This is a genomic window from Coprococcus sp. AM97-35, assembly GCF_027697525.1.
GTDB lineage: Bacteria > Bacillota > Clostridia > Lachnospirales > Lachnospiraceae > Allocoprococcus > Allocoprococcus comes.
The window spans coordinates 1-20,647 of record NZ_JAQESL010000031.1; the positions used below are offsets into that span (position 1 = coordinate 1).

The window sequence follows — 20,647 nt, forward strand, 5'->3', positions numbered from 1 at the left end:
GAGGGATTCGAACCCTCGCGCCGGTTGCCCGACCTACACCCTTAGCAGGGGCGCCTCTTCGGCCTCTTGAGTATTTCTCCTCAGCCCGATCCAAGGTCTGTATTTAACTGTGTGTTTACATACTTTTAATGTAACTTCACAGCGCATTGATAATTATACCTAAGAACCCTTTTTCTGTCAACGGTTTTTTCGATTATTTTTTTCTTTTTTTAAGTTTGTTTTCTAATTATCTATATATAGAAGAAACAGACTCTTTTTCACTATATCTAGCAAAGAGTCTGTCCTTTTTACCTTATCTTTATTTTATGCTTCCTTTGGTTCATATTCAGATATGGTTTCTTCTATTCTTCTTTTTACTTCTTTTGCGATCTCTGTCGTCTTCATATTTTGATATTCTTCATAATAAATCGGTTCCAGGAAATGTACCTGTACCGTTACCGGTGCGATACTATTTGTATCAAACGGTTTAAAAGAATCGATCAACGCAATCGGTATGATCGGGCATTTCGCTTTTGTTGCCGCCTTGAAGCTTCCACCTTTAAACTCAAGAAGCTTGTTCCCCATCTTCGAGCGGGTTCCTTCTGCAAAGATCAGATAGTTCCTTCCTTTCTTTACTTCCTCTGTAACATCCATGATCACTTGCATAGACTGACGGATATCTTCGCGGTCGATCATGTAGGCCTTCATACATTTAAATGTCTGCTTGAGAAGTGGAACATTTGCCACTTCTTTTTTTGCCACCACCGAAAACGGGCGCGGGCAGGCATCAACAATTGCGAGTACGTCATAAAGCCCTTGATGATTCGGAAAAAACATAAACCCTCCCTCTTTGGGGATGTTTTCTTTTCCATATGCTTCGATTGTTACATTTCCGCCTTTATTGGCTCTTTTGACAATATATTTCAGAAGCTTATATCGGGTGATCTCCGGATACTTGTCTACGTGCGCGGCATAGTAACACAGCTTGCACCACATAAACGGAACAAGCAGAATATTCCGAATTACCATAAGTGCAATTCTTTTTACACAATTCATTCCCTATTCCTCCGCATACTCTTTGACGGCTGTCTCGTATAAATTATTGCCCTCGGAGTCGATCACAACAATTGCCGGAAGGTCTTCGATCTCCAGGCGGCGGATCGCTTCTGTGCCAAGATCATCATATGCGATCACATCTGCTCTTTTGATACATTTTGAAAGGAGCGCTCCTGCTCCTCCAACTGCTGCAAAATAAACTGCTTTATTTCTCACGATCGCATCCTGGACAGCCTGGCTTCTTTTCCCTTTTCCTATCATTCCGCCAAGTCCCAGATCCAGAAGGCGTGGTGCATATTTGTCCATTCTGCTTGCTGTTGTCGGTCCTGCTGAGCCGATCGGTCTTCCTTCTCTCGCCGGAGATGGTCCCATATAATAAATCATCTGATTCTTAATATCAAGTGGAAGCTCTTTTCCTTCTGAAAGCACTTCATCCATTCTTTTATGAGCAGCATCACGGGCGGTATAAATAACTCCCGTAAGATATACATAATCTCCTGCTCTTAAATCCTGTATTTCTTCCTTTGCTACTGGAACTGTAATATGTCTTTCCATATCCTTTTCCTTCCTGATTCTTTTTCTGTATTCTGCTGCGGCGTTTTTAACTGCTAACAGGAGTCTTATAATTCTCTTAAAATAATTTCAGCCAGTTTCTCAACTGTAAAGTCTACAAAACTAATGCACTGCGCTTTTCTCTCCGGAGAATTTTTTTCTTTTCCTCTTGTCAGCACACGACAGCAGGTTGCTCCGCAATGTTCTTTAAATGCGTCGTGAAACTCTTTCGTCAGCCGCTGGCATTTCAAAAAGGCTTCATCTCCAGGTGTTCTTCTTCCGAAAAAATAGCCGATGCACATGGTTGCTCCTGCAAGCGCACCACAAATACAGCCACCATCTCCGAGCCCCCACGGGAATCCGGATGACATAGCGATCGCATCATCTGACAGATCAAGATCAAAGCCCTTTTTGATCGCATAGATCACCGACTCTGAACAAGCGAACCCTTTCTGAAAAATCTCAACCGCATCTTTTCGCATTGCGTCTACGTCTACATTTGTATTCATAATTATCCTCTTTTCATTTTCCTTTAAATATTACACATCCTCTCACCGGGCAGAAACCATTTGTAACATGCTTCATCTTCGCACGTGTACATATCTTCGGCACGGAAAGTCTTTTCAGAATCCCCCGGTAAATTAAATAGTGCGGATCACATGGCGGTTAACATGACAGCAAATATTTACAGCTACCGGAAGTCCGGCAATATGAGTCGGATAAGTGTTGACATTGACAGCCAGCGCGGTTGTACTTCCCCCAAGCCCGCCCGGTCCGATTCCAATCTTGTTGATCCGCTCCAGTAATTCTTCTTCCAGTTCTTTTACATATGGAATGTCTGAATGGCTTCCGACTTCTCTTGTAAGTGCTTCTTTTGCCATCAGTGCGCATTTTTCAAATGTGCCGCCGATTCCCACGCCGACAACCATCGGAGGACAGGCATTCGGACCGGCATCTTTTACTGCCGTAAGAACTGCTTCCTTTACTCCTTCGATTCCGTCTGCCGGTTTCAGCATAAATACACGGCTCATATTTTCGCTTCCAAAGCCTTTTGGTGCGACCTTGATCTTCACCTGATCGCCCGGAACAATTTTATAATGAATGATTCCCGGTGTATTATCTTTTGTATTCTCTCTGAGAATCGGATCTTTCACGACGGATTTTCTCAGATATCCGTCAACATACCCCCGACGGATCCCTTCATTTACCGCATCTTCCAGGTTGCCGCCTTCGAAATGTACATCTTGTCCGATCTCAAGAAATACGACTGCCATTCCAGTATCCTGGCAGATTGGGATCATATCTTTTCCGGCGATCTTCAGATTATCCTGAAGCTGACTTAATATCTTTTTCCCCAGTGGTGACTTCTCTGTTGAAACTGCATTTTTCATCGCAATGTCCATATCTTTTGAAAGAAAATGGTTCGCTTCAATGCACATTTCTTTGATATTCTTTGAAATCTCTTCCACGTTCAATGTACGCATTGGTTTTTCCTCCTGCATTTCATAATCTGATTTTTATTATACTATGGTTTTTTTTCATCTGCAATGTAATCATCTTCAAATAAACCTGTATTACCTCCAATTGTTAACCTTATAAAATTTTAAGTTGACATTCTTTCTTTTGCATGTTAAAGTGTGGAATGTATTTGATATTTTTTTACCAAGGAAGGTTTACTTATGATTTCTGAAATTGAAACAACTACAGATCCAGTGCTTTCACGAGAAGATGCGATTGCAATCCTGAATACACCGGACGAAGAACTCGATCAGCTCATTGCACAAGCTGAAAAACTGCGCAGAAAATATAAGGGCAATCATGTAAGTATTCATATTCTTACCAATGCCCGCAGCGGTAACTGCTCACAGGACTGCGCTTACTGTGCACAATCCTGTCGTTCAAAAGCCGATATCGACAAATATAAGTGGGTAGCTGATGAGAAGTTATATAAAGATAATGATTTTGTAAATGAACATCATCTTTCCAGACACTGCATCGGACTCAGCGGTATGAAATTCACCGACGAAGAGATCGAAGAACTGGCTTCTAAGATCCGCAAGATGAAGGAAGACGGAACCCACCTTTGCTGTTCCATCGGATTTCTTACTGAAAAACAGGCTCTAATGTTAAAAGAAGCCGGACTCGACCGGATCAACCACAACCTGAACAGCAGCCGGGCTTACTACAGTCACATCTGTTCTACCCATACTTTTGAGCAGCGCGTTCAGAATATCAAAATGCTTCAGGGACTTGGATTTGAAATCTGCAGTGGCGGAATCATTGGAATGGGCGAAAGCAAAGAGGATGTTGTTGATATGCTTCTGGAGCTTCGTGAGATCCAGCCGGAAGCTCTGCCGATCAACTTCCTGTTGCCAATTCCGGGAACTCCGCTCGGTGATGCTGATATTTCCGAACTCACAACTGAGTATTGCATGAAGGTTCTCTGCCTTGCAAGACTTCTGGTTCCGCAGTCAGATATCCGTTGTGCTGCCGGACGTGAGGTTTATTTTAAAGGTGAAGAAAAGAAGCTTCTCAGCGTTGTAGATTCCATCTTCGCTTCCGGTTATCTGACCGCAGATGGTCAGGGAATCAAAGATACGATCCGGACGATTACGGATGCCGGTTTTACATATGAGATCGAATCTGCTTAATTTATTGACACGCCGAACATTATTAACATTCTAAAAGGAGAATACTTAACATGACTCAGGGAAACACTCAGACACTTAGAACTACCAATACTTACGCAATGGCTGTCACCGCTCTTATGACCGCTGTCACCTGCATTCTTGCACCGCTTTCCATACCGATCGGACCGGTACCGATTTCACTTACCAACTTTGCAATTTATCTTTCTCTCTATCTTCTGGATTGGAAGAAAGGAACGATCAGCTATATCCTTTATCTTCTTCTCGGACTTGTGGGACTTCCTGTATTTTCCGGATTCACCGGAGGAATCGGAAAGCTTGCCGGACCAACTGGCGGATATATCATTGGTTTCATCCCAATGGCAATCATTGCCGGTATTGTAATTGACAAATTCAGTCAGAGATGGATCCAGATTCTTGGAATGATCGTTGGGACTGTAATCTGCTATGCATTCGGAACTGCATGGTTCTGCATTCAGGCAGGTTACACTGTATCTGCTGCCCTTGCAGTATGTGTCATTCCATTTATCCCGGCGGACCTGATCAAGATGGTGATCGCCATGATCATCGGACCTGAAATCCGCAAAAGACTCGGAGCTGTTGCACAGTAAGATGCACGGCATCTGCCAGAACATTTGAAGTCTGGTAAAATAATAATTCAGCCCCCTCTACAAAGCCCGGAAATGCCTGTTTGCCGCAGCGTTTCCGGACTTCTTTGTTTTTTTAATCTGGCTTTTACCAGAGCAAACGTAAGCCATGCCATAACATTTCTTTCCATGCAGCCTCACAAAACAAAGCAAGAGACCAGACAAGGCATTTGCATATTCCCTGTCCAGTCTCTTTATGATTTATCCTACTTCTGTATTTCTACTTTCGCTCAGATCTTTATTCTTCTGTCTGCTCTTCTACAACCGTCTCAACAGTTGCTTCTGTATTTGCTTCTTCTGCAGTCTCTTCTGCGTTTTCCTCCAGTTCACCTGAAGCCCTGCGTACCTTTGCGATACTTGCAACTTCTTCGTGTTCCTTCAGATTGATCAGTTTAACACCTGATGTGATTCTTCCGAGTACGGAAATCCCCGCACATTCCATACGGATCACGATACCATCTGTGTTGATGATCATAATCTCATCATCCGGACCTACTGCCTTCGCACCGACTACATTTCCGGTCTTCTCTGTGATCTTATAGCACTTCACGCCTTTTCCACCACGGTTCTGGGCTGTGAATTCTTCCATGCGGGTTCTCTTGCCCATACCCTTTTCAGATACGATCAGAAGCTCTTCACCCTGCGCATCAAGCTGCATTGCAACAACTTCATCACGGTCACTTAAATTCATACCACGAACGCCCATAGAGGTCCTTCCGGTTGAGCGTACATCAGATTCATGGAAACGGATGCATTGACCATACTGCGTAACGAGAATAACATCTCTTTCATCATCCGTAATCTTAACTTCGATCAGTTCATCATCCTCACGGAGTGTGATCGCAGCAAGTCCTGTCTTTCTTACATTTGCGTAATCCAGGATCGGAGTCTTCTTAACAAGACCTTTCTTGGTTGCCATGAACAGATAGTCACCTTCCTTGAAATCCTTGATCGGAATCATTGCTGTGATCTTCTCATCCGGCTGAAGCTGAAGGATGTTGATAATTGCTGTACCTCGGGAAGTTCTTCCTGCTTCCGGAATCTCATATCCCTTCAGGCGATAGCAGCGTCCGGTATTGGTAAAGAACATAATATACTGGTGAGTATTGGTCATGAACAGCTCTTCTACATAGTCTTCATCCAGAGTCTGCATACCCTTGATACCCTTGCCGCCACGATTCTGGCTCTTGAAAGTATCGTTGCTCATTCTCTTAATGTATCCCATCTTGGTCATGGTGATCACTACATCTTCTCTCGGGATCAGATCCTCTGTAGAAATGTCGTATTCATCAAATCCGATGGCCGTTCTTCTGTCATCTCCATATTTTTCAGAGATCACAAGGATTTCTTTCTTAATTACGCCAAGCAGAAGCTTTCTGTCTGCGAGGATCGCCTTGTACTCTGCAATCTTCTTCTCAAGCTCTGCATACTCTGTTTCCATCTTCTCTCTTTCCAGACCGGTCAGAGCTCTCAGACGCATATCCACGATAGCCTGGGACTGTGCATCACTTAAGTTAAAGCGGCTCATCAACTCTGCTTTCGCAATCTGTACGGTCTTGGATCCACGGATGATCTTAATAACCTCATCAATGTTATCCAGGGCGATCAGCAGACCTTCCAAGATGTGTGCACGTTCTTCTGCCTTATTCAGCTCGTATTTGGTACGTCTGGTCACAACGTCTTCCTGATGTTTCAGATAATGGTTCAGGATTTCCAGAAGGCTCATAACCTTCGGCTCATTATTGACCAATGCAAGCATGATCACACCAAATGTATCCTGCAGCTGTGTATGCTTGTAAAGCTGGTTCAGAACGACATTCGGGTTCACATCTCTTCTCAATTCGATGCAGACACGCATACCTTCACGGCTTGACTGGTCGCTCAGGTCTGTGATTCCATCAATCTTCTTATCTCTTACAAGCTCCGCGATCTTCTCGATCAGGCGGGCTTTGTTGACCATATACGGAAGCTCGGTTACTACGATTCTGTGCTTTCCATTCTGCATTGGCTCGATATTGGATACCGCACGCACACGGATCTTTCCACGTCCTGTACGGTAAGCCTCTTCGATTCCTCTTGTTCCAAGGATTGTTGCTCCCGTTGGGAAATCAGGTCCTTTGATGATCTCCATGATCTCTTCGATCGTGGTCTCATCTTTATCTTCAATCTGGTCATCAATAATTTTCACAACCGCACCGATGACTTCTCTTAAGTTGTGCGGTGGGATATTGGTTGCCATACCTACCGCGATACCGGAGGTTCCGTTTACCAGAAGGTTCGGGAATCTTGACGGAAGTACGGTCGGTTCTTTTTCTGTCTCGTCAAAGTTCGGTGCAAAATCAACGGTATCTTTATTGATATCCGCTGTCATTTCCATCGAAATCTTACTAAGTCTTGCCTCGGTATATCGCATTGCGGCAGCACCGTCACCGTCCACAGAACCGAAGTTACCGTGACCGTCTACAAGAATGTAACGGGTAGACCAGTCCTGTGCCATATTAACGAGGGCTCCGTAAATAGAACTGTCACCATGCGGGTGATATTTACCCATGGTATCACCGACGATACGCGCGCATTTACGATGCGGCTTGTCAGGACCGTTGTTCAACTCGATCATCGAATAAAGAATACGTCTCTGAACAGGTTTCAGACCGTCTCTTACATCCGGAAGCGCACGAGAAGCAATAACACTCATGGCATAATCGATATAGAACTCTTCCATGGTTTTTTTCATATCCACTTCATGAACTTTATCAAAAATATTATCTTCCATTGGTATTCTCCTATATATCTAAGTTCTTAACAAATTTTGCATTCTCTTCGATAAATTCTCGTCTTGGTTCTACTTTATCTCCCATCAGGGTTGTAAAGGTAAGATCCAGTTCGGAAGATGTCTCATCGTCCATTGTCACTCTTCTTAAGATTCGATGCTGCGGATCCATTGTGGTATCCCATAACTGCTCTGCGTCCATCTCACCCAGACCTTTGTATCGCTGAATCTTATTGTTCTGATCACGTCCGACTTCGCTGATGATCTTCGCCAGTTCTTCATCGCTGTATGCATACCAGACTTTCTTGTTCTTCTCCAGCTTGTAAAGCGGCGGCTGAGCCAGATATACATAGCCCTGTTTGATCAGCTCCGGCATAAAACGATAGAGGAATGTCAGAAGCAGTGTACTGATATGTGCTCCATCGACATCGGCATCGGTCATGATGATGATCTTGTGATATCTCAGTTTGGAAATATCGAAATCATCATGGATTCCTGTACCGAATGCAGTGATCATTGCCTTGATCTCGGCATTACCGTAGATCTTATCCAGTCTTGCCTTCTCTACATTCAGGATCTTTCCACGAAGTGGCAGGATCGCCTGGGTCGCTCTGTCACGGGCTGTCTTTGCAGAACCTCCCGCAGAGTCTCCCTCTACGATGTAGATCTCACACTTGGATGGATCTTTGTCTGAACAGTCTGCAAGCTTTCCAGGCAGTGACATGCCTTCCAGTGCGGATTTTCTTCTGGTAAGATCTCTCGCCTTTCTGGCCGCCTCTCTTGCTCTCTGCGCCATAACCGACTTCTCAACAATTGATTTTCCAATAGCAGGATTCTGTTCAAGGAAGATCTGAAGCTGGCTGCTGACGATACTGTCAACCGCACCTCTCGCTTCACTGTTACCGAGCTTCTGCTTGGTCTGTCCTTCAAACTGAGGATCCTCGATCTTAACACTGATGATTGCTGTAAGACCTTCCCTGATATCCTCACCGGAAAGATTCGGCTCACTGTCTTTTAATAATTTGTTCTTTCTCGCATAGTCGTTAAAGGTCTTTGTGATCGCATTTCTGAATCCGACCACATGGGTCCCACCTTCCGGTGTTGTGATATTATTTACAAAACCATAGGTGTTATCTGTATAAGAATCATTGTGCTGCATTGCAACTTCAACTTCTACATTATCTTTTGTTCCTTCACAGTAGATGATCTGCTCATAAAGCGGAGTCTTACTGCGATTTAAGTACTGAACGAACTCCTTGATACCGCCTTCATAGTGGAACACTCTTTCCTTCGGTTCTTCATCCCGGAGATCAGTCAGGCTGATGCGAAGTCCCTTGGTAAGGAACGCCATCTCACGGAATCTCTGTTTTAACGTATCATAATCAAATACTGTATCTTCGAAAATAGTTTCATCCGGAAGGAAGGTTACCTTTGTTCCTGTCTTCTCCGGATCACATTCGTCTACAACCTTCAGCTTGTAAACAACATGTCCTTTTTCATATCTCTGTCTGTACACCTTCCCTTCGTGGCAGATCTCAACCTCAAGCCAGTCAGAAAGCGCATTTACAACGGAAGCTCCTACACCGTGAAGTCCACCGGATACCTTGTATCCTCCACCGCCGAATTTACCGCCGGCATGAAGCACGGTGAATACAACCTCTACCGCAGGGAGTCCCGCTTTGTGGTTGATCCCCACCGGAATACCACGTCCGTTATCTATAACCGTAATTGAATTATCCGGATTGATGAACACCTGGATATGATCACAATATCCTGCAAGCGCTTCATCCACCGAGTTGTCAACGATCTCATAGACAAGATGGTGAAGTCCTCTTGAAGATGTACTGCCAATATACATACCAGGTCTCTTTCTTACTGCTTCCAGCCCCTCCAGTATCTGGATTTGGTCTGCTCCATATTCTGCACTCATATTGATCCTCCTAATTCTCTTTTGATACATGTCCGTTCTGAACATGGAATACTTTATTTATTGAAAATCGATGATTGACAAACTCGTCAAGTCCCGTACAGGTGATCAGAGTCTGTATATCATGAATACTGTCCAGTAAATAGTTTTGCCTGTGTTTGTCAAGTTCAGACAATACATCGTCAAGCAGCAGCACCGGCGTATCCTTTATGATCTGCCGTACCAGCTCGATCTCAGACAGTTTCAGCGAAAGTGCCGCTGTCCTCTGCTGCCCCTGCGATCCGAATCTGCGGATGTCGATCCCACCTGCCATAAAACAGATATCATCCCGGTGAGGTCCCACCGAGGTACTCTTCATCCTGATATCGCGCTCCCTGTTCTTCTCAAGCGCCGCCTCAAGTGAAAGTGTTCCGCATCCAGGTTCATACGAAAGGCCGATCCTTTCCCTGCCTCCCGTCAGTTTATGGTGAATGTCTCCGATTATCGCATTGACCTCCTCGATAAACCGGAGCCTTCTCTGAATAATCTTTTCTCCATACTGAACCAGCTGCATATCCCATACATCCAGTGTGTCCAGTATATCATCTCTGTAATAGGCATCCTTCAGCAGACGGTTCCGCTGATTGAGTGTGCGGTTATAATTTGCCAGGTCACTAAGATACACCTTATCAAGCTGTGAAAGCTCCAGGTCCATGAACCTTCTCCTCTCCGCCGGACCATTTTTAATAATGTTCAGATCCTCCGGCGAGAAAAACACAAAATTCGTCAGACCGAAAAGCTCACTCGCCCTCCGGATCGGGACCTTGTTAATCGCAATCCCTTTCGGACTGTTCTTCTTCAGGTGCATATCGATCTGCCATGGAACGCCATTTTTCTCAATGACAGTCTCAATATGAGCCTCATCCTGCCCGAATCGAATCAGATCCCGGTCCTTCGTCCCCCTGTGAGACTTCGTGGTTCCCGACAAATACACCCCTTCCAGGATATTCGTCTTGCCCTGCGCATTATCACCGTAAAAAATATTCGTGGCATGATCAAATTCAATATTCAATATTTCATAATTTCTGTAATCTTTTAATTTTAATGATTTGATAATCATACCTGTGCCAGCCTATTTTTCAATCTTGATCTCTTCTCCGTTAAATGTAACAACGTCGCCGTCATATAATTTTTTACCACGTCTGGTATCTACTTCTCCATTAACCTTTACCAGACCTTCTGTAATGACTTCCTTGGCTTCCACACCGGATCCTACAAGACCTGCTGCTTTCAGTGCCTGACCAAGCTTGATAAATTCATCTCTGAGTTTGATTGTCTCCATAATTTTTGTCCTCTCTAAATTCCTATACTGCTCCACTGAAGTTCACCGGAAGAATCAGGTATACATAGCTTTCTCCTTCATCCTTGATAAAGCAAGGAGCCTTTGCATTCATAAAGTAAAGATCTGCTTCTTCGTCATCAATGACACGAAGTGCGTCAATGAGGAACTTCGGATTGAAGCCGATCAAGAGGTCTTTTCCCTCTTTAGTGATCATAATCTCTTCATCCATCGTACCCTTCTCTGACTTGATCTTAAGTTCCATCATTTCATCCTGAATGTTGATGATGATCGGCTTCTTATCACCTTCTTTTACAAGAAGAGTTGCACGGTCAATACAGTTCAGGAGTTCTCTTTTATTGATTCTTACTTTTGTCTCATAATCATTGGACAGCATCTGCTCGATACGGAAATATTCTCCTTCAATCAGTCTGGATACCACAACGGTATCATCAAATTCAAATACAATGTGGTTGGCTGTGAAATACAGTCTCACTTCGCTGTCTGCTTCACCTGAAAGGATCTTGCTGACTTCGATCAGGGTCTTTCCCGGAACCACGATCTTCTTCGGTTCATAAGATTCCTTCAGCTCGATCTTTCGGATGGAAATACGGTGTCCGTCAAGGGATACCACTTTCAGAATATCCCCGTTCATATCGAAGAGTTCTCCTGTCATCAGTTTGTTGCTGTCGTTGTCTGCAATTGAGAAAATGGTCTGGCGGATCACTTCTTTCAGTGTGAACTGGGAAATAGAAACCGGATTTTCTCTCTCAATATACGGCAGATAAGAAAAATCTTCACCGGATTTACCGGAAATATTGAATTTTGCTTTTTCACAGGTAATGAGCGTCTGAAAGTTCACTCCACTTTCAATCACGATTTCATTATCAGGAAGCTTTCTTACGATATCTGAGAAAATCCTCGCATCCAGTGCGATCATTCCCTTCTCATCGATCTGCCCTCTGATCACAGTCTCGATCCCAAGCTCCATATCGTTCGCTGTAAGTTTGATAATATCTGTAGTTGCATCTATCAGAATGCATTCCAGGATCGGCATGGTTGTCTTTGTCGGAACAGCTTTTGATACAATGCTGACCCCTTTCACAAGATCTGATTTAAGACATCTGATTTTCATAATGTGTAAAACTCCTTTCGACGCGCAAAATATATATTTATATAAAACAAATCCGTAGTTATCTTAGTAGTGTCTGTTGAATTGTGGACAAGTACTTTAAGGCCTTGATTCAAAAGGATTTAAGGCTTTGACAAGTCCGTGGACAGTTCTTTTTCTTCCCTGGCAGATCATGGAAAACTTTTCTACAGCGGGCTGATTTTCTTCTGAATGATCTCGATCGTATTTCTCAAAGTCTCATCTTTTTCTACATCCCGGGCAATCTTGTCCACACCGTGGTTCACAGTGGAATGGTCACGCCCTCCGAGCAGATCACCGATACTTTGAAGAGACGCATCCGTCATCTGCCTGCACAGGTACATCACGATCTGTCTGGCTCCGGCCGTTCTTGCATTTCTCCGACTTCCCTTAAGTTCAGAAACGGAAACATTAAAATGATCGGAGACAACATCCAGAACCAGCTCCGGCGTCACCTTGTGGCTATCGTCCGGTGCGATCATATCCTTCAGTGCTTCTGCCGCCAGAGAAACATCAAAATTCTTTCTTCCACCGATCCGGTATAACGCGATCAGCTTGTTAAGTGAGCCTTCCAGTTCTCGGATATTGGTCTTGATGTTCATCGCAATATACTGGATCACCTCATCCGGAATCTGATATCTTTCCAGTTGGTCCAGTTCTATTTTCTTATAAAGAATCGCCATACGTGTCTCGTAATCCGGCACCGAAATATCTGCGATCAGTCCCCATTCAAATCTTGTCCGCAGACGCGCCTCCAGTGTCGTCATATCCTTTGGCGGTTTGTCGCTGGAAATGACGATCTGCTTTCCGGCATTGTGCAGATGATTGAACGTATGGAAAAATTCTTCCTGTGTACTTTCTTTGCCGATAATGAACTGTACGTCATCGATCAGAAGTACGTCATTATTGCGGTACTTATCGCGGAATGCATTCATCGCCAGATCGTTGCCGGTCTTTCCGTTGCGGATCGCCGTGATCAGGTCATTGGTAAATGTCTCACTTGTCACATACAGGACTTTCTTCGATGGTTCCCGGTCCAGTATGTAGTGTGCGATCGAATGCATCAGATGGGTCTTGCCAAGTCCTACCCCACCATATAAAAACAGAGGATTGTAAACCTCACCGGGAGATTCGGCAACTGCCAGTGATGCGGCATGTGCAAAATTATTATTCCCTCCTACCACAAAGGTATCAAACGTATACTTCGGATTCAGATTCGCTTTTTCAGCTATCGGGCTTACCTCTTTATGCTTATGTGTCTTCTCTTTTACGGGCGCAGTCTTCTCCAGATATCTGCGCTGCTGCTCGCGCGGCAGATCTCTGGGAATAAACTTAATCTGATACTCTGTCCCGGTAACTTCCGCGATGCATACTTTAAGCGGAAGAAGATATTTATTCTGAATGTGTTCGATGCTCGCCTTAAAATTAACGGTAAGATACAGAGTGTTGCCTCTGATCTCATATACCTCCAGCGGGCGTATCCACGTTTCAAAAGAAATGTTCGATAGAAAATATTCTACTTTTAGCTTTTGAATGATCTCTTCCCATTTTTCTTTTATGACGTCCATATTCCTGCCCCATTCATCTTCAAAATAAGCATAATCATACTCTTATATTCTACCTTAAAACGATTTCAGAATCAATCAAAAACCATAAACTTATTCATAATTTCCTTAAAATAAGGGTCGAAACTTTATTAAAACTGCTTGACGGAGACAGCTTTTTTGATTATAATGAAGTACGATGTCTTAAAAACGTAAATAAGCTTCTATTCATATAAGAAGAAATCGATAGGAGGTGGATATCAATGAAGATGACATTCCAGCCAAAGAAACGTTCCAGAGCGAAAGTTCATGGATTCAGAGCAAGAATGGCCACAGCAGGTGGAAGAAAAGTTCTTGCAGCAAGAAGAGCAAAAGGAAGAAAAGTATTATCAGCATAGGTCACATATATGTGGCCTTTTCTTCTATGCAAATTTATGTAAATCGGGAGAATAAAGTATGAAATTTTCCGAATCATTGAAGAAAAACAGGGATTTCCAGTCTGTATACAGAAAGGGAAAACCTTATGGCAACAAGTACCTTGTAATGTATCTCCTGGCGAATGATCTCGGACGCAACCGCGTCGGAATTTCCGTCAGCAAAAAAGTTGGGAACAGCATCATAAGACATCATTTAACAAGGCTGATCCGTGAGAGTTACAGGTTACACGAAGAACAGTTCCAATGTGGATATGATATCGTGATCATCGCAAGGACGACCGCCAAAGACCGGTCATACCATGAGATTGAAAGCGCTCTCATCCATCTGGGCAAACTTCATCACATTTATTCGGACTGCAATTAGCCAGTTCAGTATATCGAGAAGACGGATATACACTACGAGGCACTGAAATTATGAAAAAGATATTATTATATTTGATTCGTTTTTACAGAAAATATTTATCACCTATGAAGGTATATACACACTGCATTTACATCCCTACCTGCTCAGAATATGCGCTGGAGGCGATTGAAAAATACGGGGCGTTTAAAGGAGGCCTTCTGACCGTATGGAGAATCCTCAGATGCAATCCATTCGCCAAAGGTGGATATGATCCGGTGCCTTAAACCTATAGGCCGTCCAAATACCGGGACGGAAATGTTTATGGAGGAAAGGTTATGACAGGAATTTTAATGACACAGGTCAGCACACCGATCATCGGACAGGCTGCCTGGCTGCTCGGTAAGATCATGGATGGTATTTACCGGGTAATGGATTTAATCGGCATTCACAACCTGGGTGTATGTATTATTCTTTTGACAATTGTCATCTACACTTTACTGATGCCGCTCACCATCAAGCAACAGAAATTTTCCAAGATGTCCGCTGCAATGAACCCTGAGCTCCAGAAGGTTCAGCAGAAGTACAAAGGAAAAAATGATCAGGCTTCCATGCAGAAGATGCAGGAAGAAACACAATTGGTTTATGAAAAATACGGAGTATCACCGACCGGCGGATGCTTAAGTATGTTTATCCAGTTCCCAATTCTCTGGGCAATGTACTATGTAATCCGCAACATCCCTGCTTATGTTGGGCAGGTTAAAGCGGTATACACACCGATTCTTACCTCTATCATGGCACAGGATGGATGGCAGAAGGTCATGGAAAAGATCGGCGAAGCAAAACCGATCCTTATGTCCGCCTCCAAATATAATTACTCTGATAAAAACGTACTGATCGACGTACTGTACAAATTCCAGACTTCAACCTGGGAAACTCTCGGCAAGAAGCTTCCGGATCTGCAGCCTACGATCGACAGCACCGTCGATACATTAAAGTCCATGAATAACTTCCTTGGACTTAACATTGCGGAAACTCCTATGAACCTCATTAGCAACGGTGTAAAAGCCGGCGCATGGGGAATTGTGATCATGGCAGTGCTGATTCCTATCCTTTCAGGACTTTCCCAGTACCTGAGCGTGAAGCTTTCTCAGCAGACAACTGCAGTTACGAACAATCCGCAGGCTGACCAGATGGCTTCAACCATGAAGACAATGAACGTTACCCTTCCTCTTGTATCTGTATTTATGTGTTTCACATTACCTACAGGTCTTGGAATCTACTGGGTTGCAAGTGCCGTTGTCCGTATGGTACAGCAGTTCTTTATCAACAAACATCTGAATAAGATTCCGATGGATGAACTGATCAAAGAGAATATGGAAAAAGCTGCTGAAAAACGCAAGAACAAAAACGAAGTGGATGCAAGCAATGTAAACAAAATGGCTCATAAGAACGTGAAAAACATTCATGAGCCGGTAAGAACAGCTGCTCAGACAAAAGAACTTGAAGAAAAGCTCGAAGAAGCAAAGAAGAAAAATGAAAATGCAAAGGCCGGAAGCCTTGCAGACAAAGCGAACCTTGTAAAGCGTTTTAACGAAGGCAATAAATAGGGGGACAAGTTAAATGAATGAGATCACAGTATCAGCAAAAACTTTAGATGATGCGATTACAGAGGCTTCCATTCAGCTTGGCGTTGCCAGCGATCAGATGGAATATGACGTAATTGAAAAAGGAAGTGCAGGCTTCCTCGGAATCGGAAGCCGTCAGGCAGTTATCCGTGCCCGTATCAAAAAAACTGTAACAGAAGAAATCAAAGCCGAAGAAATCAAACCGGAAGAGATCAAAAAAGAATTCAAGAAGGATTTCCGAAAAGACCGCAAGGAATTCGTTGGACACAAAGAACGTAAAGAGTACAAAGAACACAAAGAATACAAAAAAGATTCGAAAAAGGACTTCAAAAAAGAGCCTAAGAAAGAATTTGTAAAAGAAAACAAAACAGAAACAGCCTCTGCCGTAACAGCAGCAGCTCCGGTTTATGAAGAAAAGAAAGAACTTCATGTAGCCGTTGTAACAGAAGCTACACAGAAGATCTGTGAGAAATTCTTACAGGAAGTTCTTCAGGCAATGGGAATGGGCGAAGTAACTATCGTATCCTCCATTGATGAAGAAGGTGCTCTTGCAATTGAGATGAGCGGTGACAACATGGGTATCCTGATCGGTAAGCGTGGACAGACATTGGATTCTCTCCAGTACCTCACCAACCGTGTAGCCAACAAGTCACAGGATGGTTATGTACGTGTCAAACTCGACACAGAAGACTACCGCAAAAGAAGAAAACAGACTCTTGAAAATCTCGCAAAGAATATCGCTTACAAAGTAAAACGAAGCAGAAAGCCGATCTCACTGGAGCCGATGAATCCTTATGAAAGAAGAATCATCCATTCCGCTCTGCAGGCTGATGACAGAGTTTCTACCCACAGCGAGGGCGAAGAACCATACAGACGTGTTGTTGTAACACCGAACCGCCGTTAAACAGTAACGCAAATTGGTTGCATACACCGTTATAACTGAATCGTTCACAGTAAACCGCAGTCATTTAATGGCTGCGGTTTTTTTACTGTTCACTCCCGTGTCAATCACTACGCTGATTGGCACGGAGGATGCACGTTTTACCGTGAATGCCATCTCGCCCATCGCCAAAGGCGATTTAAAATGGCGAGATGCGTTGCTGGTCACAGGTACTGTGAACAGTAACGCGGTTTTTTTCTACTCTTCACAATAGGCACTTCCATTTTGACAGCTTTCGGGGTAAAATGATAACATCGCATTTATTACAAAAGTATAGAAGGAAGCAATAAAATGGGATTTAAAACAGACACAATCGCAGCAATCTCCACAGCAATGACTAATTCCGGAATCGGAATCGTGCGTCTCAGCGGAGAAGATGCGTTTTCTATTATTGACAAAATTTACAAAGGCAAAAGCCCGAAGCTTCTGTCCGAACAAAAAAGCCATACCATTCACTATGGCTATATCATGGACGGAGAGCAGACGATTGATGAAGTGCTGGTTCTTTTAATGCGTGGGCCGCACAGCTACACCGGTGAAGATACTGTGGAAATCGACTGTCACGGCGGTGTATTTGTCACAAGAAAGATACTTGAAACCGTGATCAAATACGGTGCAAGACCTGCTGAACCGGGTGAATTTTCCAAAAGGGCTTTTCTGAACGGCCGAATGGATCTGTCACAGGCCGAAGCCGTGATCGATATCATCAGCTCCAAGAATGACTATGCACTACAAAGCTCGGTAAACCAGTTGAAAGGCTCTGTCCACAATAAGATTAAAGAAATCCGTGAAGTAATCCTTTACCATACCGCTTTTATCGAAAGTGCACTTGATGATCCAGAGCATATCAGCGTAGACGGATATGGTGACAGTCTCCTGGGCGTCGTAAAGGATCTGCAGCAGAAAATCCAGTGTCTTCTGGATACTGCCGATGACGGACGTATCATCAAAGAAGGCATCAAGACGGTTATCGTCGGGAAACCGAACGCCGGGAAATCCTCTCTGATGAACGTTCTGGTAGGCGAAGAAAAGGCAATCGTAACCGAGATTGCCGGAACCACAAGAGATGTTCTGGAGGAAAATATCCAGCTTCAGGGCGTTTCTTTAAACATCATGGATACCGCCGGAATCCGCGATACCTCTGATATCGTAGAGAAGATCGGTGTGGATAAAGCAAAAGAAAATGCAGAAAAAGCCGATCTGATCATCTATGTGGTCGATGCATCCAGACCTCTTGATGAAAATGATCACGAGATCATCGAGATGATCCGGGATAAGAAAGCTGTGATACTACTGAATAAGAGTGACTTATCCACAGTTGTTGATAAAAAGGCTTTAGAAACGTTGATAACTAAGCCAATGATCGATATTTCCGCAAAAGAGGAGACCGGGATCCATGAACTGGAATCTACTTTAAAAGAGATGTTTTATCACGGTGATATCTCATTTAACGATGAGGTTTATATCACCAATATCCGACACAAAACAGCTCTTGCCGATGCACTTTCCAGCCTGAAAAAGGTAGAAGAGAGCATTGAAAACCAGATGCCGGAAGACTTTTTCACAATTGACTTAATGGATGCATATGAATCTCTGGGAAGCATTACCGGAGAGACGATAGGAGAAGATTTAGTAAATGAAATATTCAGCAAATTCTGTATGGGAAAATAAAGACGCATACGACATCGTTGTAGTTGGTGCGGGACATGCCGGCTGCGAAGCTGCCCTTGCCTGCGCAAGACTCGGTCTGAAAACGATTGTTTTCACCGTAAGTGTAGAAAGTATCGCCATGATGCCATGCAACCCGAATATCGGCGGTACCTCAAAGGGACACCTGGTACGTGAGCTGGATGCGCTCGGCGGTGAAATGGGAAAGAACATCGACAAGACATTTATTCAGTCAAAGATGCTGAATAAATCTAAAGGGCCTGCCGTTCATTCCTTGCGCGCCCAGGCAGATAAGAACAAATACAGCAATACCATGCGACAGACGCTGGAAAACCAGGAGAACCTGGAGATCCGGCAAGGTGAAGTCGTCAATATCCTTGTGGAAGATGGTTCTGTAACGGGCGTTCAGACCTATTCTGGTGCTATATACCGCTGCAAGACCGTTGTACTGTGTACCGGAACCTACCTGAAGGCAAGATGCATTTACGGTGATGTCAGCACGCATACCGGTCCAAACGGGCTACAGGCAGCAAATTATCTGACCGACTGTCTGAAGGAGCTTGGTATTAAGATGTACCGCTTCAAAACCGGTACACCGGCACGTATCGACAAGCGCAGCATTGATTTCAGCAAAATGGAAGAGCAATTCGGCGACGAGAGGGTCGTACCTTTTTCGTTCACAACGGATCCAGAAGATGTGCAGATTGAGCAGGCTTCCTGCTGGCTTACCTATACCAATCCTACAACCCATGAGATCATCCGTAAAAACCTGGATCGTTCCCCACTTTATTCCGGTATGATCGAAGGCACCGGACCACGCTATTGTCCGTCTATCGAGGACAAAATTGTAAAATTTGCCGATAAAGAACGGCACCAGGTGTTCATTGAACCAGAAGGTCTGGAGACCAATGAAATGTACATTGGCGGAATGTCAAGTTCACTTCCAGAGGATGTTCAATATGAAATGTACAGAAGTGTGCCTGGTCTTGAACACGCAAAAATAGTTAAAAATGCTTACGCAATTGAATATGACTGTATCGATGCAAGACAGCTTCAGCCGACACTTGAGTTCAAATCTATTCATGGTTTGTTCAGCGGTGGTCAGTTCAACGGAAGTTCGGGATATGAAGAAGCAGCCGCTCAGGGACTTATCGCCGGAATCAATGCCGCACTGGAGGTTCTTGGAAGAGAACAGTTAATTTTAGACCGTTCCCAGGCTTATATCGGTGTTCTGATCGATGATCTGGTTACAAAAGAAAGCCACGAACCATATCGTATGATGACTTCACGTGCCGAATACCGGTTACTCCTGCGCCAGGACAACGCCGATCAGAGACTAACCGAAATAGGGCACAAAATAGGGCTTATTTCAGACGAGAGATACCAGATGTTGTTAGACAAAGAAGAAATCATCCGCAAGGAGATCCACAGGCTTGAGCATACCAACGTTGGAACTTCCCAGGAAATCACGGATTTTCTCACAAATTGCGGCAGTACGCCTCTTACTTCAGGATCTACACTTGCTGAGCTTATTAAGCGTCCTGAGCTGAATTATGAGCTTCTCGAACCTATCGACCATTTGCGAACAGAAAGCTTCAGTCGAGAGATTATGGAACAAATTGATATCAACATCAAATATGAAGGCTATATCAAGCGCCAGTTAAAACAGGTAGAACAGTTTAAAAAGCTTGAAACCAGGAAAATACCGGCAGATATCGATTACGATGCTGTTCCGAGCCTGCGAATCGAAGCTGTGCAGAAATTAAAGCAGTTCCGACCGCTTTCCATCGGTCAGGCATCCCGTATTTCCGGTGTCTCACCTGCCGATATTTCTGTATTACTGGTATATCTAGGACATTAGACCGCCAGATAACCAGACCTGTATTTTGATCTTTTTTGGGATATTACAGAATCCATTATTTCTGGTTTCTGTTTTTCCCTTTATATAGATGTGTACTTTTGAGGGCATCACCCAAAAAGTACACATCTATTTTCAAAGAAATGGTTTTATCGTGTACTTTATAGGGCAAAAAGTATGTTTTT

General features: G+C 43.9%; 19 protein-coding genes. 9 read left to right on the top strand and 10 right to left on the bottom strand.

Annotated elements, in window-relative coordinates; translation table 11 throughout:
- Nucleotides 1-303: 303 nt before the first annotated feature.
- The 4 genes from PG840_RS14680 to PG840_RS14695 form a co-directional block, all read right to left on the bottom strand.
- Nucleotides 304-1,035, bottom strand: coding sequence for a lysophospholipid acyltransferase family protein (locus PG840_RS14680; protein WP_117836198.1), 732 nt, complete (start codon nt 1,033-1,035; stop codon nt 304-306).
- 3 nt (nt 1,036-1,038) lie between these two features.
- Nucleotides 1,039-1,590, bottom strand: coding sequence for a Fe-S-containing hydro-lyase (locus PG840_RS14685; RefSeq protein ID WP_055158083.1), 552 nt, complete (start codon nt 1,588-1,590; stop codon nt 1,039-1,041).
- 65 nt (nt 1,591-1,655) lie between these two features.
- Nucleotides 1,656-2,096 (bottom strand): C-GCAxxG-C-C family (seleno)protein, encoded by a 441-nt coding sequence (locus PG840_RS14690; protein ID WP_022220240.1) that lies wholly within the window; start codon nt 2,094-2,096, stop codon nt 1,656-1,658.
- 132 nt (nt 2,097-2,228) lie between these two features.
- The gene (locus PG840_RS14695) at nt 2,229-3,071 is read right to left on the bottom strand and encodes a fumarate hydratase (RefSeq protein WP_055248668.1); all 843 of its coding nucleotides are present in this window, start codon (nt 3,069-3,071) and stop codon (nt 2,229-2,231) included.
- 195 nt (nt 3,072-3,266) lie between these two features.
- Between PG840_RS14695 and bioB the strand changes: the two genes are divergently transcribed.
- Nucleotides 3,267-4,238, top strand: coding sequence for a biotin synthase BioB (bioB, locus tag PG840_RS14700; RefSeq protein ID WP_117559177.1), 972 nt, complete (start codon nt 3,267-3,269; stop codon nt 4,236-4,238).
- 50 nt (nt 4,239-4,288) lie between these two features.
- On the top strand, nt 4,289-4,846 hold the full coding sequence (locus PG840_RS14705) for a biotin transporter BioY (RefSeq protein ID WP_195250908.1): 558 nt from the start codon (nt 4,289-4,291) through the stop codon (nt 4,844-4,846).
- A gap of 274 nt (nt 4,847-5,120) precedes the next feature.
- On the opposite strand, the gene gyrA is transcribed toward PG840_RS14705, so the two are convergent.
- The 6 genes from gyrA to dnaA all read right to left on the bottom strand — a co-directional run bounded on the left by gyrA (nt 5,121) and on the right by dnaA (nt 13,615).
- A complete protein-coding gene (gene gyrA, locus PG840_RS14710) occupies nt 5,121-7,655 on the bottom strand; it encodes a DNA gyrase subunit A (RefSeq protein ID WP_270613813.1) in 2,535 nt (844 codons plus the stop codon).
- A 10-nt stretch (nt 7,656-7,665) separates the two neighbouring features.
- On the bottom strand, nt 7,666-9,582 hold the full coding sequence (gene gyrB / locus PG840_RS14715; protein WP_022220242.1) for a DNA topoisomerase (ATP-hydrolyzing) subunit B: 1,917 nt from the start codon (nt 9,580-9,582) through the stop codon (nt 7,666-7,668).
- Between the two features lie 10 nt (nt 9,583-9,592).
- Entirely contained in the window at nt 9,593-10,678 is a 1,086-nt protein-coding gene (gene recF / locus PG840_RS14720; protein WP_270613814.1) for a DNA replication/repair protein RecF, read from the bottom strand.
- Between the two features lie 12 nt (nt 10,679-10,690).
- Nucleotides 10,691-10,900: an RNA-binding S4 domain-containing protein gene (locus tag PG840_RS14725; RefSeq protein ID WP_022220243.1), complete on the bottom strand. Its 210-nt coding sequence runs from the start codon at nt 10,898-10,900 to the stop codon at nt 10,691-10,693.
- A gap of 22 nt (nt 10,901-10,922) precedes the next feature.
- Entirely contained in the window at nt 10,923-12,032 is a 1,110-nt protein-coding gene (gene dnaN, locus PG840_RS14730) for a DNA polymerase III subunit beta (RefSeq protein ID WP_008371388.1), read from the bottom strand.
- A 182-nt stretch (nt 12,033-12,214) separates the two neighbouring features.
- The gene (gene dnaA / locus PG840_RS14735; RefSeq protein WP_008371387.1) at nt 12,215-13,615 is read right to left on the bottom strand and encodes a chromosomal replication initiator protein DnaA; all 1,401 of its coding nucleotides are present in this window, start codon (nt 13,613-13,615) and stop codon (nt 12,215-12,217) included.
- 239 nt (nt 13,616-13,854) lie between these two features.
- Between dnaA and rpmH the strand changes: the two genes are divergently transcribed.
- The 7 genes from rpmH to mnmG all read left to right on the top strand — a co-directional run bounded on the left by rpmH (nt 13,855) and on the right by mnmG (nt 20,465).
- Nucleotides 13,855-13,989 carry a 50S ribosomal protein L34 gene (rpmH, locus tag PG840_RS14740; RefSeq protein ID WP_022220244.1) on the top strand — a complete coding sequence of 45 codons (135 nt, stop codon included), beginning with the start codon at nt 13,855-13,857 and terminating at the stop codon, nt 13,987-13,989.
- Between the two features lie 58 nt (nt 13,990-14,047).
- A complete protein-coding gene (gene rnpA / locus PG840_RS14745; protein ID WP_008371385.1) occupies nt 14,048-14,392 on the top strand; it encodes a ribonuclease P protein component in 345 nt (114 codons plus the stop codon).
- A gap of 50 nt (nt 14,393-14,442) precedes the next feature.
- Nucleotides 14,443-14,655, top strand: a complete 213-nt coding sequence (yidD, locus tag PG840_RS14750; RefSeq protein WP_008371384.1) for a membrane protein insertion efficiency factor YidD — start codon at nt 14,443-14,445, stop codon at nt 14,653-14,655.
- 51 nt (nt 14,656-14,706) lie between these two features.
- Complete coding sequence (locus tag PG840_RS14755) at nt 14,707-15,978, top strand: YidC/Oxa1 family membrane protein insertase (RefSeq protein ID WP_270613815.1); 1,272 nt, start codon at nt 14,707-14,709, stop codon at nt 15,976-15,978.
- A 13-nt stretch (nt 15,979-15,991) separates the two neighbouring features.
- On the top strand, nt 15,992-16,900 hold the full coding sequence (gene jag / locus PG840_RS14760) for an RNA-binding cell elongation regulator Jag/EloR (RefSeq protein WP_022220246.1): 909 nt from the start codon (nt 15,992-15,994) through the stop codon (nt 16,898-16,900).
- Between the two features lie 327 nt (nt 16,901-17,227).
- Nucleotides 17,228-18,607 carry a tRNA uridine-5-carboxymethylaminomethyl(34) synthesis GTPase MnmE gene (mnmE, locus tag PG840_RS14765; protein ID WP_008371374.1) on the top strand — a complete coding sequence of 460 codons (1,380 nt, stop codon included), beginning with the start codon at nt 17,228-17,230 and terminating at the stop codon, nt 18,605-18,607.
- Complete coding sequence (mnmG, locus tag PG840_RS14770) at nt 18,573-20,465, top strand: tRNA uridine-5-carboxymethylaminomethyl(34) synthesis enzyme MnmG (RefSeq protein WP_270613816.1); 1,893 nt, start codon at nt 18,573-18,575, stop codon at nt 20,463-20,465. The genes mnmE and mnmG overlap by 35 nt, the downstream gene beginning before the upstream one ends.
- Nucleotides 20,466-20,647 lie beyond the last annotated feature (182 nt).

What these genes read in the sequence shown, in the direction of transcription:
- PG840_RS14755 (WP_270613815.1), top strand. Translation starts at nt 14,707, where the DNA reads ATGACAGGAATTTTAATGACACAGGTCAGCACACCGATCATCGGACAG.
- recF (WP_270613814.1), bottom strand. Translation starts at nt 10,678, where the DNA reads ATGATTATCAAATCATTAAAATTAAAAGATTACAGAAATTATGAAATA.
- PG840_RS14685 (WP_055158083.1), bottom strand. Translation starts at nt 1,590, where the DNA reads ATGGAAAGACATATTACAGTTCCAGTAGCAAAGGAAGAAATACAGGAT.
- dnaA (WP_008371387.1), bottom strand. Translation starts at nt 13,615, where the DNA reads ATGGACGTCATAAAAGAAAAATGGGAAGAGATCATTCAAAAGCTAAAA.
- jag (WP_022220246.1), top strand. Translation starts at nt 15,992, where the DNA reads ATGAATGAGATCACAGTATCAGCAAAAACTTTAGATGATGCGATTACA.
- PG840_RS14680 (WP_117836198.1), bottom strand. Translation starts at nt 1,035, where the DNA reads ATGAATTGTGTAAAAAGAATTGCACTTATGGTAATTCGGAATATTCTG.
- PG840_RS14725 (WP_022220243.1), bottom strand. Translation starts at nt 10,900, where the DNA reads ATGGAGACAATCAAACTCAGAGATGAATTTATCAAGCTTGGTCAGGCA.
- gyrB (WP_022220242.1), bottom strand. Translation starts at nt 9,582, where the DNA reads ATGAGTGCAGAATATGGAGCAGACCAAATCCAGATACTGGAGGGGCTG.
- PG840_RS14690 (WP_022220240.1), bottom strand. Translation starts at nt 2,096, where the DNA reads ATGAATACAAATGTAGACGTAGACGCAATGCGAAAAGATGCGGTTGAG.
- yidD (WP_008371384.1), top strand. Translation starts at nt 14,443, where the DNA reads ATGAAAAAGATATTATTATATTTGATTCGTTTTTACAGAAAATATTTA.
- rnpA (WP_008371385.1), top strand. Translation starts at nt 14,048, where the DNA reads ATGAAATTTTCCGAATCATTGAAGAAAAACAGGGATTTCCAGTCTGTA.
- PG840_RS14695 (WP_055248668.1), bottom strand. Translation starts at nt 3,071, where the DNA reads ATGCGTACATTGAACGTGGAAGAGATTTCAAAGAATATCAAAGAAATG.
- bioB (WP_117559177.1), top strand. Translation starts at nt 3,267, where the DNA reads ATGATTTCTGAAATTGAAACAACTACAGATCCAGTGCTTTCACGAGAA.
- mnmE (WP_008371374.1), top strand. Translation starts at nt 17,228, where the DNA reads ATGGGATTTAAAACAGACACAATCGCAGCAATCTCCACAGCAATGACT.
- mnmG (WP_270613816.1), top strand. Translation starts at nt 18,573, where the DNA reads ATGAAATATTCAGCAAATTCTGTATGGGAAAATAAAGACGCATACGAC.
- dnaN (WP_008371388.1), bottom strand. Translation starts at nt 12,032, where the DNA reads ATGAAAATCAGATGTCTTAAATCAGATCTTGTGAAAGGGGTCAGCATT.
- rpmH (WP_022220244.1), top strand. Translation starts at nt 13,855, where the DNA reads ATGAAGATGACATTCCAGCCAAAGAAACGTTCCAGAGCGAAAGTTCAT.
- gyrA (WP_270613813.1), bottom strand. Translation starts at nt 7,655, where the DNA reads ATGGAAGATAATATTTTTGATAAAGTTCATGAAGTGGATATGAAAAAA.
- PG840_RS14705 (WP_195250908.1), top strand. Translation starts at nt 4,289, where the DNA reads ATGACTCAGGGAAACACTCAGACACTTAGAACTACCAATACTTACGCA.